Here is a 13620-nt window from a genome sequence, read left to right on the forward strand (position 1 = left end):
TGCTTATCTTGGGGCTTGGTATGGCAAAGGATACCCTCCTTTCGAGAGCACCATTTGCCACAGTTGCATCCCCCGTGCTCTAAATCCCCCTGCACAGGATAAAAGATAGTATAGCCACATGCGATAGAAGCGCTCATCATAGTGCTTACTGAGCTCACTCCAGTGTCTAACGAAGTTGTCTCGCCAGGCTAACAGGGTTTTATCATAATATGGCCCAAAATTATGCAAATCTTCCAGAGTAAAATAAGACTCCGTTGCTTGTGAGATTTGGGTCATCGAAGGTAGCATGCCATTGGGAAAAATATATTTTCGTATCCATGGGTCTGCAATATAAGTTGTTTTGTCCACGCCAATGGTATGCAATAAAAATAAGCCTTGATCCTTCAAACAGTTATAAATTGTTTGCATGTAAGTGTTGTAATTAAGGTGCCCGACGTGCTCAAACATGCCAATTGAAACGACACGATCAAACGTTTCACGAAGATCGCGATAATCTTGTAATCGAATATCTACATCCAACCCTTTGCAGTGATCTTTGGCCAAGTCATACTGCTGTTTAGATATGGTAATGCCAACCACGGATACACCATAGTGTTCAGCTGCGTATTTAGCCATTCCTCCCCAGCCACAGCCGACATCTAATAAGCGCATGCCCGGTTCAAGATGTAATTTATCGCAACTTAATTTTAATTTAGCAGTTTGTGCCTCATCGAGATTGTCAGTCGTTTTAAAATAGCCACAACTGTAAATCATGCGTTCATCCAACATCGCTTTAAAGAGCTTATTACTAATGTTGTAATGTTGCACGCCTTGGATAGCTCGCCGTTTGTTTTGCAGATTTACTACCCGAGCCATCAAGTTCGTCATCGTCACGCTTAACGGTGGTTTAATTTGGGTATCTAATTGACTTCGTAATAAACGATCAAATAATACGTCCAGCTGATCACAGTCCCACCAGCCATCCATATATGCCTCACCAACTCCTAGAGTGCCTTCTTTTACTACACGAGCAAATACCGCATCATTATGGACTTGAATATCCCAAGGCCTTGTTCCATTAAGACGTATGTCACAACGTTCTAGCAACGACTCAAAATATTGCTTCGTCTTTGTCATAATGAACTCTCCGACCAGTGGGTTTTCTGCTAAGACTTCATGGGCATAAAAGTTTGTGCCGAACTTGCAACTATACTTTTTAAATTAATTTAGACTAAAATTTCAATTATTCCTACTCAATTTTATAATGAGATTCATTTGCGTACTTTGTGGCTAACTGATTTACATGTAAATCGCTTGGATAAAGAACAGTACATTCATTTACTGGAGCGAATTCAAGCGAGTGAAGCCGAGGCAGTCTGGATAACCGGAGATATTGGGGATCCCCCGTTGAATTGGCGTTTTTTAGAAGATCTATTCTGTAAATTTACTAAACCGGTTTATTTTGTCTTAGGAAATCATGATTATTATCATTTACAAGTGGATGAAGCCCGCCAAAAAGCTCGAAATCTAAGCCACGCCTACCCCAATGCGTATTACTTGACCTATGAGTCAGGATTTACATTAAAGGATAATTTTATTGTAGGGATTGGGTGCTGGAGTAATACTGGGAGTATACCCCTTCGAGAGAATACCTGGGATAGTGATTCCATAAAGGATTTAATGCGATTAAACTTAGATGATTTAAACAGCAAGCTGAACCAGCTTGCTGAACAGGACGCCGCATTCTTATTACAAAAATGTGCCGCTGGGATCAAAAAATCTATCAAAACCATCATAATTTTTACTCATATTCCTCCCATGGAAGCGATGCATGGCCATTATCCGGTTCGAACCCTTGAAGAAAATCGAACCATTTACTATTCGTTTGCTTTGTCAGATGCGTTAAAACAGTTACTGGATACCTACCCTGAAATCAATCTTCGCGTCTATAGTGGCCATTTACATCAAGTTCAGGAATATCAAATCACTGACCGATTACAAGGGTATATTGCAGAGGCCTATAATCCCGACTCACCGTTTAATTGGATCATGTTATGAATTCAAATGAAGAGACTACCGAGCAATTAGCTTTAAGATTACCGGAGCTATTATGGCGAATGAATAAGGTGGGACTAAGGATCCAGGAACAGGTGTTACCGGAGGGGTTGTTTAAGTGTACGGGAGACGACCGACCACAATCATATATCCAAGAAATTAAATCGGACTTGTCAGCTATAAAACATGAAACAAGCAAAAACAGCACTCAATTTTTAGCCAATAGAATCTCACGCAAAATTAATCTTTTGGTTCGTCTTTGCAGGCTTCATGAAAAAAAATTATCGCCTAAGTGTTCAGCTCACCTGGATATTCAAACGTTAGCCACCCGACAACAATGGTTACAGCAACTAGAACAGAACATCCAATCGCTTTCGGAACAGAAAGAGTCGCTTGCGCGTCGCTTAAATCATTGTCAAAGCGCATCGCAGCAAGATCAGCAGGCTATTCTTATTCTGCAACGGGACTTAGGAGAAATTGAAAAGCAAATTACGCTTGCACAAGAAACATGGAAAAAAGTCACTTCTTAATCTTTTTGAAGCGGACAAAAACAACTGAACTTAATATGCGTCCGTGTCTTTGCCCGAGTTTGATTCAGAAAGCCTTCAATCATTTGAGTCTTCTGCTGCTGAACAGGAAACAGAACCCACTACACCTAAGCGCTCATCGCGATGTTCTGATATGCGCTTTTGTTTTCATCAAGAAGGTAGTTATCAATCAGCCGTATCCCGCCAATGTTTACGGCGACAAAGCGACGGTTGTCTTTTTCTTCCAGATATTCAACCTCTATCCCAAGATCATCTAGTTGGGCAATGAGGTCTTGACGCGGGAGGGGCTGATGAAATATAGAAGCAAACTGATCCGCCAATGTCCGCTGTTTAGACTCTAAACGATTATTTCTGGAACTACAGGCTAAACCGCTCGTTTCACGGATGGTCGGGCAAGATAGGACTTCAATATCCATGAAAAATGCCGCGACCATATCTCGTATGAGCTGATATTGTTGATAATCTTTTTCCCCGAAATAGGCCCGATGGGGTTTAACTAGATTCAGTAACTTCATAACAACGGTTAATACCCCAGTGAAATGACCTGGACGATGAGCGCCCTCCATCACTAAGCTGTTCTCACATTCTTGAATCTGGTAACGATAGCGATCTGGATACATGCTTGGTTCGTCCGGCAAAATACAATAATCAACCCCCAAATCCTTTAATAAATTGAGATCAGCTTCTAATGTTTTTGGATAAAGCTTGAAATCATCCGGTTGATTGAATTGGGTGGGATTGATAAAGAGACTAGCCACGGTTATGTCATTTTCCGCTTTAGAAGTTTGGTAAAGAGAGGCATGGCCAGCATGCAAGTTTCCCATAGTGGGAACAAAGCCGATTTGATGTTTAGCGCCTAAGGTGCGTCGTAAAGACTGCCATTCAGTCAATTGATGGACTGTTTTCATAAATATTACTCCAAACTCAGAAGTGAGGTTAGTAGCTGTGATCCATCGTTGGAAAGGCCTGGCTTGAAACTTCTTCCGTATAAGTATTGATAGCGTTTAAGAGCGTTTCTTTGCCGGAAAGATAGTGTTTAACAAAACGTGGCTTAAACTCAGTTTGTAACCCCAGTAAATCATGCCAGACTAAGACCTGACCATCAGTCATTACACCTGCACCTATTCCAATGGTTGGGATGGTTAATTGAGCAGTAATAGTCGCCGCGAGATTTTGCGGGACACACTCCAACACAAGTGCAAAACATCCCGCTTGTTCAAGTGCTTTAGCTTCTTGTATGAGCCGTTTTGCTTGTTCTTGTTGTTTTCCTTGTACCTGATATCCGCCTAGTTGATGAATTGACTGCGGTGTCAGTCCAATATGTCCCATGACCGGAACGCCTGAGGTTACTAAATGTTGGATGGTTTCACATGCCTCTTGATCGGCGCCTTCCAATTTAACGGCATGAGCGCCGGCTTGCAGCAATTGTTTTACCGCATTTACAGTGTCTGCTTTTGAGATTCTATAAGCCAGAAAAGGAAGATCAGCAATAAGAAATTGTCGATTAAGACCTCGAGCGACAGCCGCGGTGTGCAGCACCATCATATCTATGGTTGCATTAATGGTCGTTTCATGACCATGAATAACCATCGCGACCGAATCTCCTACAAGCACGCAATCAATGTTTGATTCAGCAATGATGCAGGCAGATGGATAATCGTAACAGGTTAGAACACTAATTTTTTGCTGTTGTTCTTTTTTACGTTTAAAATCTTGGATTTTCATGGTTGTCCCTCTGCCAAGGTTGCAGTGAGACTAAAAATAGGTACCTGTCGCATGGATCAAGTCCTCCTGGTAGTTATATAATAATAAGTCGCTGCTCTTAGTGCTTACTGAGTCAGCGCGACTGTAATCATAAATCACAACGATAAAAAAGCAAGAAAAGCTTACCGACAACCCTTAATTGAACAATTACAAGTAACAATGAATATTAATGAATTACTAAACGTCTCTGGTGAACATCTCTTTTTAATTCCTGGCTCTGTGGGTCAGATCGAGGGGGTGTTGACGGTCCCTAATGAGGTTCGTCGTGATGTTGTGGCTATCTTAGGGCATCCGCATTCGCTGCAGGGTGGGTCGATGAATAATAAAGTAGTGACTACCATGGCACGGGCGTTTAAGGCGCTGCACGTTCCTAGTCTTCGATTTAATTTCCGCGGCGTGGGCCAATCCGAAGGTGAGTACGATGCTGGTGTTGGTGAAAGTGAAGACATGTTGGCTATTTCAGAACGTTGGTTAAACGCTGTCCCTGAGGCAAAATTTATATACGCTGGCTTTTCATTTGGGTCTTATGTCGTGTACAGAACAGCCGCACAGCATGAACATGAATTATTAATCACGGTGGCTCCACCCGTTCATCATTATGATTACAAAGGCTTTCAAAACGCTCCATCTCCTTGGATCATTATTCAAGGTCAGGATGATGAAGTCGTTCCCAGTGATTTGGTATTAGAATTTGCGAACCAAGCCTCGCCTTCCTTGCCGGTATTAGAATTCGCTGAAACTGGGCATTTTTTTCATGGTCGACTCGTAGAGTTAAAAACCCGTTTAATCGATGAAATTCGGCGACAGGTTCCTGCATTATGAACTTATTGGCGCATTATGAGGCGGCTATTGCAGAAGGGCGTATTGAAGATGATTCGTTGCAAAGACAAATCCTTACCAATCTGCAACAACTAGCCAATGAGCTTGTGCGCACCAACCGATGGTTTAAACGCCGAACATCCATAACAGGGCTGTACCTCTATGGACCAGTGGGGGCCGGGAAAACCTTGGTCATGGATTTGTTTTACCAAACAATTCCCTTAGAGAATAAATCCCGTTTTCATTTTCATCATTTTATGCAACAAGTTGATGCTCAATTGCGATCGTTGCAGGGTTTAAAAGACCCACTCAAAACGATAGCCGCTGATCTCGCTAAAAAAAATCGTTTACTTTGTTTAGATGAATTTTTAGTGTATGACATCGCCGACGCTATGATTTTGGCACAATTACTTAAAGAATTATTTTCCCGCAAGGTAACACTGGTTGCAACTTCCAATACGCCACCAGACCAGTTGTATTTAAAAGGGTTGCAGCGTGCACGCTTTCTTCCGGCCATTGATTTAATTACAACCCATTGTCAGATTATGACCTTAGGAGATAAGCGCGATTATCGTCTTGGCAAAGCTCCTAGTGTACAAGCGTATTTGTATCCGCTGAATGAGGCGACGGCAAACAAAATGAGCGCTCAATTTGATGCAATCGCGCCAAAGGCCGAAACGCAGTCGACCATTACCGTCCAAACGCGCGAGGTTGTTTGTAAAAAAGTAAGTCAGGATGCGGTTTGGTTTGATTTTGATGTTATTTGTAATCTTCCTCGTTCACAACTGGATTATCTTGAAATCGCCGATCGGTTTAACATAGTGTTTGTCAGTGGGGTTCCTATTTTTTCTAGTCAAGATACCGTTAAGGTCATCTTGTTTATGCATTTTATTGATGTGATGTATGATCAAGGTGTGCGCGTTATCCTATCAGCCCAAGCGCCACCGGATAAATTATACCCACAAGGTTCGCTGTATGCGGAGTTTCAACGAATCGTCAGCCGTTTATTTGATATGCAATCACTTGATTATTTAAATCGTAACGCTCGTTTTTAATCCGAGAAAGTATCTTGGGTATATTGAACAGGGTGTTTGCTATTGTAATTGAGAATGATTCTCGATATCATTTGTAGTTGAATCTTTATTGTTATGCTGTGGAATAGAATATGAGGCTTAACATCAGCAATCTGACGACAGGTGATCGAGCGCGGCTCATCGACTTTGGTCATACGGATCCTGTCTATCGACGTCGGTTATTGTCATTAGGACTCACCCGAGGTGCTGAGATAACAGTGGTGCGAGTTGCGCCCCTTGGTTGTCCTATGCAAGTTGAGGTACGTGGCACGTCGTTAACCTTAAGAAAGGATGAAGCTTGCCATTTATCATGGGAACGCCTATGACCCATGTTATGTTGGTTGGAAACCCAAACTGCGGTAAAACAACGCTATTTAACGCACTTACCGGGGAAAATCAACGAATTGGTAATTGGCCTGGTGTTACGGTAGAAAAAAAAACCGGCTCGTTTTTTGACCAAGGCAAAACCATTCAAGTCACAGATTTACCCGGCATTTATTCGTTGGCACTATCAACCAGTTCAAGTCAAGATGAACGAATTACGGCCAGAACCATTGCTCATGAAGAGGCAGATATAATCATTAATGTTGTTGATGCTTGTCATTTGGAGCGGCATTTGTATTTGACAAGCCAACTGCTAGAGCTCGGCAGACCTACGATCATTGCGCTCAATATGTGTGATATCGCAGCGCAACGCGGTATCTCCATAGATACGACGTTATTAGCGGAGCGTTTAAACTGCCCTGTTGTGGCCATAGAAGCTCATAAATCAAAAGGAATTGAACGCTTAAAGAAATACTTACATACTAAGACGTTCAAACCACATACGCTTAAACTCAATATGCCAGAAGGGGCAAGCGCCGCTTTAAATGCTCTTGAAGAACTCTTGCTGCCGGACTTTCATCGCCCATTCTTAGTTTCTTATATCGCATTAAGGGTGCTTGAGGGGGATACTATATTATTGGCTCAAGAAGGTGAGCGTATGAATGTGCTTCCCGACAGCGATATTTTAATGGCTGATGCACGCTACCAGGCCGTACATCAACTGGTGGAAGCCGTGCAGTGCAAATCGTCTGATGCCAGTGAGCACTTGACGGCTAAGATTGATCGCCTTTTGTTGCATCGAATTTGGGCACTGCCTATTTTTTTGGGCATCATGTATTTGATGTTCTTATTTGCGATTAATATTGGCGGCGCTTTTCAATCTTTTATTGATATCGCGACCGATGCAATATTTGTTCAGGGTTTTGCGAATGTATTAACTCAGCTACACCTGCCCAATTGGGTGATTGCACTCTGTGCTCATGGAATTGGGAAAGGCATTAATACGACGTTAACGTTCATTCCTGTTATCGCCGCGATGTTTTTCATGCTTTCTTTTTTAGAATTATCGGGCTATATGGCGCGAGCGGCCTTTGTGGTCGATAAGTTAATGCGAATTCTTGGACTTCCAGGCAAGTCTTTTGTTCCGATGATTGTAGGCTTTGGTTGCAATGTTCCAGCGATCATGGCGGCTCGAACATTAGACTCAGAACGCGATCGCTTATTGACGGTACTGATGAGCCCGTTCATGTCTTGTAGCGCGCGACTAGCCATTTATGCGGTCTTTGTGGCCGCGTTTTTCCCAACGGGAGGGCAAAATGTCGTATTTTCTTTGTATCTCATTGGAATATTGATGGCCGTTTTAACCGGATTTCTACTTAGAAAAACTATGCTGCGCGGTCATCCCTCATCATTAATTATTGAGCTCCCTGCATATCATCGACCTTCTTGGCGAAGACTGGCTAATGACACATACCGACGCTTGCGCCATTTCATTTTTCGCGCTGGAAAATTAATTATTCCAGTCTGCATTATTTTGGGGTTATTAAACTCAATAACTCTTGATGGCGGAATTAGCACAGGAACAGCAAGTAGTGCTTCACTTTTATCGCAATTAGGACGATGGTTGACGCCCTTATTTTATCCTATGGGGCTAACCGAAGAGAATTGGCCGGCAACGGTTGGTCTTTTGACCGGCATGTTGGCTAAAGAAGTGGTCGTGGGCTCTTTAAATACATTATATGCTCAGACTGGAACCATGGCGCATTATGCAACAACCGCGGGATTCGATTTTTGGGGTGCAATGCAAGAAGCGTTGTGGTCTATTCCACAAAATTTTGCAACCCTTGGACAAGCGCTAGTGAATCCTATTGTGGCGAGTATTCCTGATGGGGAGCTATCTCAAACGGCCTATGGCGCAATGTATGAGCGGTTTGATGGTAAGGCCGGAGCTTACGCATATTTGCTATTTATCTTATTGTACATCCCTTGCGTGTCCACAATGGCCGCAATTCGACAAGAAGCCAATCGCACCTTGATGTGGTTTTCAATCGCATGGTCTTTAATTGTGGCTTATGCTATGGCGGTTTTATTTTATCAATGCGCACGATTTATTGAGCACCCACAACAAACGTTACTCTGGTTTAGCGGAATTACAATTACTGTTGGTGTTTTTGTGGCGACGTTTTATTATACTTCCAGGTTCAAAGGAGGAGGCCATGCTTATACAAATTCGTGATTACATCATCAAGCATGGAGTTGTTAGCACCCAGCAGCTGGAGCGATTATTTCATCTTGATGAGCAGGCTTTATTACCGATGCTAAATCTTTGGGTGACAAAGGGTATTATACGCCCTTGCAAAACACAAACGGCATGTCAGACCCGTTGCTTTCGATGCAAAGTAAATTCTCCTGTTTATTATGAGGCTGCTGTGCTAGATTCATAATTTTCCACTAAGATTAAAGTATCGTACCTAATTGGTTAATGCACCATGGCAAATACAGAGGATAAAGACTCACCAAAGTTCGAGGAGCTGTCTGAGGATCTGCTTAAAGAGATTGTTCAAAATACCGATCTCGAACCAGAAACGATTATCGAGCGCGTTTATCATTTATGGCGTAACTGGGCAGATTTTCATATCATCGTTGTACAACCAACGTTAGCGATTATATCTCCTCCAACGATCATCCCTCCTGAACAAACCGACGATAGTAATGAATTGGAGTTTGTTTACCCGATTCACGATTCAGGATATAGGCTGAGCGCTTCTAAAGCAGAAGATATGTTCCATGCTGGGATGTCTATGTGTAAAATGAATTACACCATTGAAAAAATGATCTATCTTCTCATCGAACGTCTAAAGAATGAGGGCGTGGGGCCGGAGTCTGAGGTGCAGGTGGCCTTTGATGGGCATGAAATTTGTCAACGCAAAGCCTTTGAATCCATTATTAACCTTCAATACAATGTGGTGGTTACAAACTTTGATCCTGGTCCTTGGGGAGAGCAATATCTTCAAGTTGTAAAAAATCTGGCCAATAAAGGTTATGGTTATCCATCAGAGGCGCCCAGGGATTCTTTTCGGCACTCCCACGCGACCCCAAATAAACCAAAACGTTAGGCGTTTTCCAGCTGAACTAAGCGGGTTCCAGTTAGCGTTTCTGTAAGAGGATTTAGCCGTTTAAACAAACAAATACTCAGGATCATTGATGGAATGAACACTAGTAAGCGTAAGAATACCTGACCTGCGCTGACCCTCTCTCGCGTCGAGATGAGCTTTATCTTCCACACCTTTAGACCAATGGTTTGACCGCCATACCGATACGAAAAAAAATAGTAACCATAGAAAATGGCCAGCAAGGTGATTTGATACCACAAGGTTCCTGGTTCAATGGCGTGACCATGACGAAACCATAAGCAGATTAAAGTATAAAATAGAAAAAGCGTTAAAAGGATGAGGATGTCATAAATCAAAGCACATCCCCAACGAACCAAAAAAATTACCCCTAATTGTTTCATTCAGATCCCTTAAACTTTGCGTGAGAATAACACAGTGGTATACTTGTCTCGTTTTTTAAAAAATGCAAACGATTTTAGTATTACCCTACATATGGCTTGCCCACTTAATAATTTCCAAAAGGAAGAGAAACACTGTGAAGCAGAAACGACCGGTTAATCTAGATTTAATGAGCTTAAAGTATCCTCCTATGGCCATCGCATCCATTTTGCATCGCTTGTCAGGAATTGTCTTATTCTTACTGTCTCCAGCTCTTTTATATGTATTAAGTCTTTCGCTGCGTTCAGAAGCTTCGTTTGAATCCATGAAGCACCTTCTAGCCACCCCATTGAACAAATTTTTAACGTGGGTATTCGTATCTGCCCTCGCGTATCATTTATTGGCAGGAATTCGCCATATGGTTATGGATTTAGGCTTTGCGGAAGGACTTCCTACCGGACGAAGGAGCGCTCTTTTGGTTATTCTGCTAGCGATTATTTTGATGATTGGTTTAGGAATCTGGATATGGTAACGAACGTCACAAGTTTAACGGGTAATGGCTTAAAAGATTGGTTAATACAACGCGTGACCGCTGTCTACCTGGCGATATATGCGCTATTTATGATTACCTTTCTATTCATTCACCCAGAGTTGCGTTATGAACAATGGCATGCGTTGTTTCAGTCTCCCTGGTTTAAGGTAGGCACAGTACTGGCTTTTTTCACGTTTGTATTGCATAGCTGGATTGGTATTTGGACCGTGACCACAGATTACATTAAGTGCACAGTCATTCGATTATCTGTGCAACTTCTCGTTGCTCTTTTCTTAGTCGGCCAATTTATCTGGGCGTTAATGATTGTTTGGGGACAATAGTAATGGCTTTCATGCGTAATAAATTTGATGCAGTAATTGTTGGGGCGGGTGGAGCCGGTATGCGGGCGGCATTACAGCTTGCCAATTCCGGAATGAAAGTGGCTTTATTGTCTAAGGTGTTCCCTACCCGCTCACACACGGTTTCAGCGCAAGGCGGTATTACAGCGGCCTTAGGGAATGCTGATGAAGATGATTGGCAATGGCATATGTATGATACCGTTAAAGGAGCCGATTACATCGGCGATCAAGATTGTATTGAATATCTTTGCAAAACTGGACCTGAAGCGGTTTACGAACTAGAACATATGGGGCTTCCTTTTTCTCGTATGGATAACGGTAAGATTTATCAACGTCCATTTGGCGGGCAATCAAAAAATTTTGGAGGCGATCAGGCGACTAGAACTTGTGCTGCGGCGGATAGAACCGGGCATGCGCTCTTGCATACGCTGTATCAGCAAAACTTGAAGGCTAAGACACATATATTTAGTGAGTGGTTAGCCTTAGATTTTGTTAAGGACGATCATGGTCGTATCGCCGGTGTTACAGCATTGTGCATCGAAACAGGAGATGTGGTCTATTTCCAAAGCCGTGTTTGTGTCTTAGCCACTGGCGGAGCGGGTCGTATTTTCCAGTCTACCACCAACGCTTACATTAATACGGGTGATGGGTTTGGCATGGCGCTTCGTGCGGGCTTGCCTTTACAAGATATGGAAATGTGGCAATTCCATCCTACCGGAATCGCCGGTGCAGGAACATTGGTTACCGAAGGATGCCGTGGGGAAGGTGGATACCTCATCAATAAAGACGGGGAACGCTTCATGGAGCGTTATGCTCCACACGCGAAAGACTTAGCTTCTCGAGATGTGGTTGCCCGTGCGATAGCCAGAGAGTTAAGAGCTGGAAAAGGGTTCGATCCGGATGGCATCGATCACGTTAAGTTAAAACTAGATCATCTTGGAGCGGATTTAATTAAATCACGTCTGCCAGGTATTCGCGAGCTGTCGTTACAGTTTGCTGGCGTTGATCCTATTGAAGAACCGATTCCTGTGGTACCAACATGCCATTACAGCATGGGTGGAATTCCAACAAACATCCATGGTCAGGTGATAACACAACATAAAGGCCAAGATCAAGTGATTGAAGGATTGTATGCCGTAGGTGAATGTGCTTGCGTTTCAGTTCATGGTGCCAATCGGCTTGGGGGTAATTCATTATTGGATCTGGTCGTTTTTGGGCGTGCTGCCGGGCTTCATGTGGAGTTGCAATGGCAATCCAACCAACTACCAGATATGCCTTATGTCACTGATGACAACATCGAAGTCGCATTGGAGCGATATCAACGGTGGGAGAACTCTTCAGAAGGTGAAAGCCCAGCAGTAATCCGTGATGAAATGCAGCGGGTTATGCAAGAAGATTTCGGTGTGTTTCGCACGGGTGAGGTCATGGAAAAAGGCCTTGAGCGATTACAGAAATTACGCGATCGTTTAAATGACGCAACACTAGAAGATAAAAGTAACGTCTTTAATACTGAACGAGTTACAGCGCTGGAACTAGATAATTTAATGGCAACCGCCTATGCCACGGCGAAATCTGCACTGGCACGTACGGAAAGCCGTGGTGCTCATAGTCGTGAAGATTATCCAAATCGGGATGACGAACACTGGATTAAGCATACTATTTATCAGTCAGAAGATGATAAAATTGACTATCGTCCAGTGAATACCAAGCCCCAGTTTGTCGAGCCATTTGAGCCGAAAGAACGCGTTTATTAATGAGGATATGCCATGGCTGAAACAAAAAATCTGACCTTGTCGATTTATCGCTATAATCCTGACCAAGATGACAAGCCTTATATGCAGGATTATGAACTATCGGTTCCTGCCAAAAGCGATCCGATGTTATTAACACTGCTTGAGCGCTTGAAAAATGAACAAGATCCAACCCTATCGTTTAGGCGTTCCTGTCGTGAAGGGGTTTGTGGTTCAGATGGCATGAACATCAATGGCACAAATGGGCTGGCTTGTGTGACCCATCTGTCTAAGCTTAACTCCGATAAAATTATCATCCGTCCACTGCCAGGCTTTCCGGTTATCCGAGATCTTGTAGTGGATATGGCGCAATTTTATGAGCAATACGAACGTATTGAACCTTATTTGCAAAATGATTCAGAGGCGCCTCCAAGAGAGCGGTTACAATCTCCAGAGGAGCGTTCCAAGCTTGATGGCTTATATGAGTGTATTTTATGCGCTTGCTGCACAAGTTCGTGTCCATCTTACTGGTGGAACCCTGAAAAATTCGTAGGGCCTGCAGGTTTGCTGCAAGCACAGCGATTCTTAGCGGATAATCGCGATACGGCGACGTTTAAACGATTAAAAAACTTACAAGATCCTTTCAGTGTGTTTCGTTGTCGTACTATTATGAACTGTACTAATGTTTGCCCGAAGGGACTCGACCCATCCAAAGCAATTGGAGAAATTCGCCAGCAAATGCTGAGCGTTGAAACATAGTGCGTGGGTATACCCAAGATACTTCAACATGCGACTTTTAGGCGGATACTTTCGTTGGGTTTAACCCAAGACACGCAAAGACTATTTTTATAAGCCAATTAGGGACTAATCGCTAAAAACCAGCCGGCTTGTTAAGGGCTTCGCCTGGCTTTTTTGAGTTGTAAACGATAAGTTAAGACTCAGAAAA

Annotated in this window: 16 protein-coding genes; 12 read left to right on the top strand and 4 right to left on the bottom strand. The window is 43.0% G+C overall.

The genetic code is table 11. The features are described from left to right. Positions 1 to 3 precede the first annotated feature (3 nt). Positions 4 to 1116 carry a cyclopropane fatty acyl phospholipid synthase gene (cfa, locus tag E1O47_RS08665; RefSeq protein ID WP_133130863.1) on the bottom strand — a complete coding sequence of 371 codons (1113 nt, stop codon included), beginning with the start codon at positions 1114 to 1116 and terminating at the stop codon, positions 4 to 6. Positions 1117 to 1254: 138 nt separating this feature from the next. Here cfa and E1O47_RS08670 point away from each other — a divergent pair, with 138 nt between their 5' ends. After that, positions 1255 to 2037, top strand: coding sequence for a metallophosphoesterase family protein (locus E1O47_RS08670; protein WP_165475086.1), 783 nt, complete (start codon positions 1255 to 1257; stop codon positions 2035 to 2037). After that, positions 2034 to 2564 carry a primosomal replication protein PriC gene (gene priC, locus E1O47_RS08675; RefSeq protein ID WP_133130865.1) on the top strand — a complete coding sequence of 177 codons (531 nt, stop codon included), beginning with the start codon at positions 2034 to 2036 and terminating at the stop codon, positions 2562 to 2564. The genes E1O47_RS08670 and priC overlap by 4 nt, the downstream gene beginning before the upstream one ends. A gap of 125 nt (positions 2565 to 2689) precedes the next feature. On the opposite strand, the gene panC is transcribed toward priC, so the two are convergent. Both panC and panB read right to left on the bottom strand, forming a co-directional pair. Continuing rightward, a complete protein-coding gene (gene panC / locus E1O47_RS08680; protein ID WP_133130866.1) occupies positions 2690 to 3490 on the bottom strand; it encodes a pantoate--beta-alanine ligase in 801 nt (266 codons plus the stop codon). A 28-nt stretch (positions 3491 to 3518) separates the two neighbouring features. Further along, positions 3519 to 4307, bottom strand: a complete 789-nt coding sequence (gene panB / locus E1O47_RS08685; RefSeq protein ID WP_133130867.1) for a 3-methyl-2-oxobutanoate hydroxymethyltransferase — start codon at positions 4305 to 4307, stop codon at positions 3519 to 3521. A gap of 198 nt (positions 4308 to 4505) precedes the next feature. Between panB and E1O47_RS08690 the strand changes: the two genes are divergently transcribed. From E1O47_RS08690 to E1O47_RS08715, 6 genes are all read left to right on the top strand, one after another. Further along, positions 4506 to 5168, top strand: a complete 663-nt coding sequence (locus E1O47_RS08690; protein ID WP_133130868.1) for an alpha/beta hydrolase — start codon at positions 4506 to 4508, stop codon at positions 5166 to 5168. After that, complete coding sequence (gene zapE, locus E1O47_RS08695; protein WP_133130869.1) at positions 5165 to 6220, top strand: cell division protein ZapE; 1056 nt, start codon at positions 5165 to 5167, stop codon at positions 6218 to 6220. Before E1O47_RS08690 ends, zapE begins: the two co-directional genes overlap by 4 nt. A 110-nt stretch (positions 6221 to 6330) precedes the next feature. Beyond that, on the top strand, positions 6331 to 6564 hold the full coding sequence (locus tag E1O47_RS08700; RefSeq protein ID WP_133130870.1) for a FeoA family protein: 234 nt from the start codon (positions 6331 to 6333) through the stop codon (positions 6562 to 6564). Further along, positions 6561 to 8798 carry a Fe(2+) transporter permease subunit FeoB gene (gene feoB / locus E1O47_RS08705; RefSeq protein ID WP_133130871.1) on the top strand — a complete coding sequence of 746 codons (2238 nt, stop codon included), beginning with the start codon at positions 6561 to 6563 and terminating at the stop codon, positions 8796 to 8798. Before E1O47_RS08700 ends, feoB begins: the two co-directional genes overlap by 4 nt. Then, on the top strand, positions 8779 to 9006 hold the full coding sequence (locus tag E1O47_RS08710; protein WP_133130872.1) for a FeoC-like transcriptional regulator: 228 nt from the start codon (positions 8779 to 8781) through the stop codon (positions 9004 to 9006). Before feoB ends, E1O47_RS08710 begins: the two co-directional genes overlap by 20 nt. A 45-nt stretch (positions 9007 to 9051) precedes the next feature. Then, positions 9052 to 9678 carry a virulence factor gene (locus tag E1O47_RS08715; RefSeq protein WP_133130873.1) on the top strand — a complete coding sequence of 209 codons (627 nt, stop codon included), beginning with the start codon at positions 9052 to 9054 and terminating at the stop codon, positions 9676 to 9678. Here E1O47_RS08715 and E1O47_RS08720 read toward each other — a convergent pair. Then, positions 9675 to 10076 carry an RDD family protein gene (locus tag E1O47_RS08720; RefSeq protein ID WP_133130874.1) on the bottom strand — a complete coding sequence of 134 codons (402 nt, stop codon included), beginning with the start codon at positions 10074 to 10076 and terminating at the stop codon, positions 9675 to 9677. The two genes, E1O47_RS08715 and E1O47_RS08720, sit on opposite strands and share 4 nt — an antisense overlap. Positions 10077 to 10210: 134 nt before the next feature. On the opposite strand from E1O47_RS08720, the gene sdhC reads away from it, so the two are divergent. The 4 genes from sdhC to E1O47_RS08740 are packed head-to-tail and all read left to right on the top strand — an operon-like array spanning position 10211 to position 13433. Then, positions 10211 to 10585: a succinate dehydrogenase, cytochrome b556 subunit gene (gene sdhC / locus E1O47_RS08725; RefSeq protein WP_133130875.1), complete on the top strand. Its 375-nt coding sequence runs from the start codon at positions 10211 to 10213 to the stop codon at positions 10583 to 10585. Further along, complete coding sequence (sdhD, locus tag E1O47_RS08730) at positions 10579 to 10926, top strand: succinate dehydrogenase, hydrophobic membrane anchor protein (RefSeq protein WP_133130876.1); 348 nt, start codon at positions 10579 to 10581, stop codon at positions 10924 to 10926. The genes sdhC and sdhD overlap by 7 nt, the downstream gene beginning before the upstream one ends. A gap of 2 nt (positions 10927 to 10928) precedes the next feature. Continuing rightward, the gene (sdhA, locus tag E1O47_RS08735) at positions 10929 to 12698 is read left to right on the top strand and encodes a succinate dehydrogenase flavoprotein subunit (protein ID WP_133130877.1); all 1770 of its coding nucleotides are present in this window, start codon (positions 10929 to 10931) and stop codon (positions 12696 to 12698) included. 12 nt (positions 12699 to 12710) lie between these two features. Then, positions 12711 to 13433, top strand: a complete 723-nt coding sequence (locus E1O47_RS08740) for a succinate dehydrogenase iron-sulfur subunit (protein WP_133130878.1) — start codon at positions 12711 to 12713, stop codon at positions 13431 to 13433. Positions 13434 to 13620: the final 187 nt, after the last annotated feature.

Source organism: Legionella yabuuchiae, from assembly GCF_900640115.1.
Classification (GTDB): Bacteria; Pseudomonadota; Gammaproteobacteria; order Legionellales; family Legionellaceae; genus Legionella_A; species Legionella_A yabuuchiae.

Excerpts from the sequence above, each read along its gene's own strand:
- cfa (WP_133130863.1), bottom strand. The coding sequence starts at position 1,116 with ATGACAAAGACGAAGCAATATTTTGAGTCGTTGCTAGAACGTTGTGAC.
- priC (WP_133130865.1), top strand. The coding sequence starts at position 2,034 with ATGAATTCAAATGAAGAGACTACCGAGCAATTAGCTTTAAGATTACCG.
- panC (WP_133130866.1), bottom strand. The coding sequence starts at position 3,490 with ATGAAAACAGTCCATCAATTGACTGAATGGCAGTCTTTACGACGCACC.
- panB (WP_133130867.1), bottom strand. The coding sequence starts at position 4,307 with ATGAAAATCCAAGATTTTAAACGTAAAAAAGAACAACAGCAAAAAATT.
- E1O47_RS08690 (WP_133130868.1), top strand. The coding sequence starts at position 4,506 with ATGAATATTAATGAATTACTAAACGTCTCTGGTGAACATCTCTTTTTA.
- zapE (WP_133130869.1), top strand. The coding sequence starts at position 5,165 with ATGAACTTATTGGCGCATTATGAGGCGGCTATTGCAGAAGGGCGTATT.
- E1O47_RS08700 (WP_133130870.1), top strand. The coding sequence starts at position 6,331 with ATGAGGCTTAACATCAGCAATCTGACGACAGGTGATCGAGCGCGGCTC.
- feoB (WP_133130871.1), top strand. The coding sequence starts at position 6,561 with ATGACCCATGTTATGTTGGTTGGAAACCCAAACTGCGGTAAAACAACG.
- E1O47_RS08710 (WP_133130872.1), top strand. The coding sequence starts at position 8,779 with ATGCTTATACAAATTCGTGATTACATCATCAAGCATGGAGTTGTTAGC.
- E1O47_RS08715 (WP_133130873.1), top strand. The coding sequence starts at position 9,052 with ATGGCAAATACAGAGGATAAAGACTCACCAAAGTTCGAGGAGCTGTCT.
- E1O47_RS08720 (WP_133130874.1), bottom strand. The coding sequence starts at position 10,076 with ATGAAACAATTAGGGGTAATTTTTTTGGTTCGTTGGGGATGTGCTTTG.
- sdhD (WP_133130876.1), top strand. The coding sequence starts at position 10,579 with ATGGTAACGAACGTCACAAGTTTAACGGGTAATGGCTTAAAAGATTGG.
- sdhA (WP_133130877.1), top strand. The coding sequence starts at position 10,929 with ATGGCTTTCATGCGTAATAAATTTGATGCAGTAATTGTTGGGGCGGGT.
- E1O47_RS08740 (WP_133130878.1), top strand. The coding sequence starts at position 12,711 with ATGGCTGAAACAAAAAATCTGACCTTGTCGATTTATCGCTATAATCCT.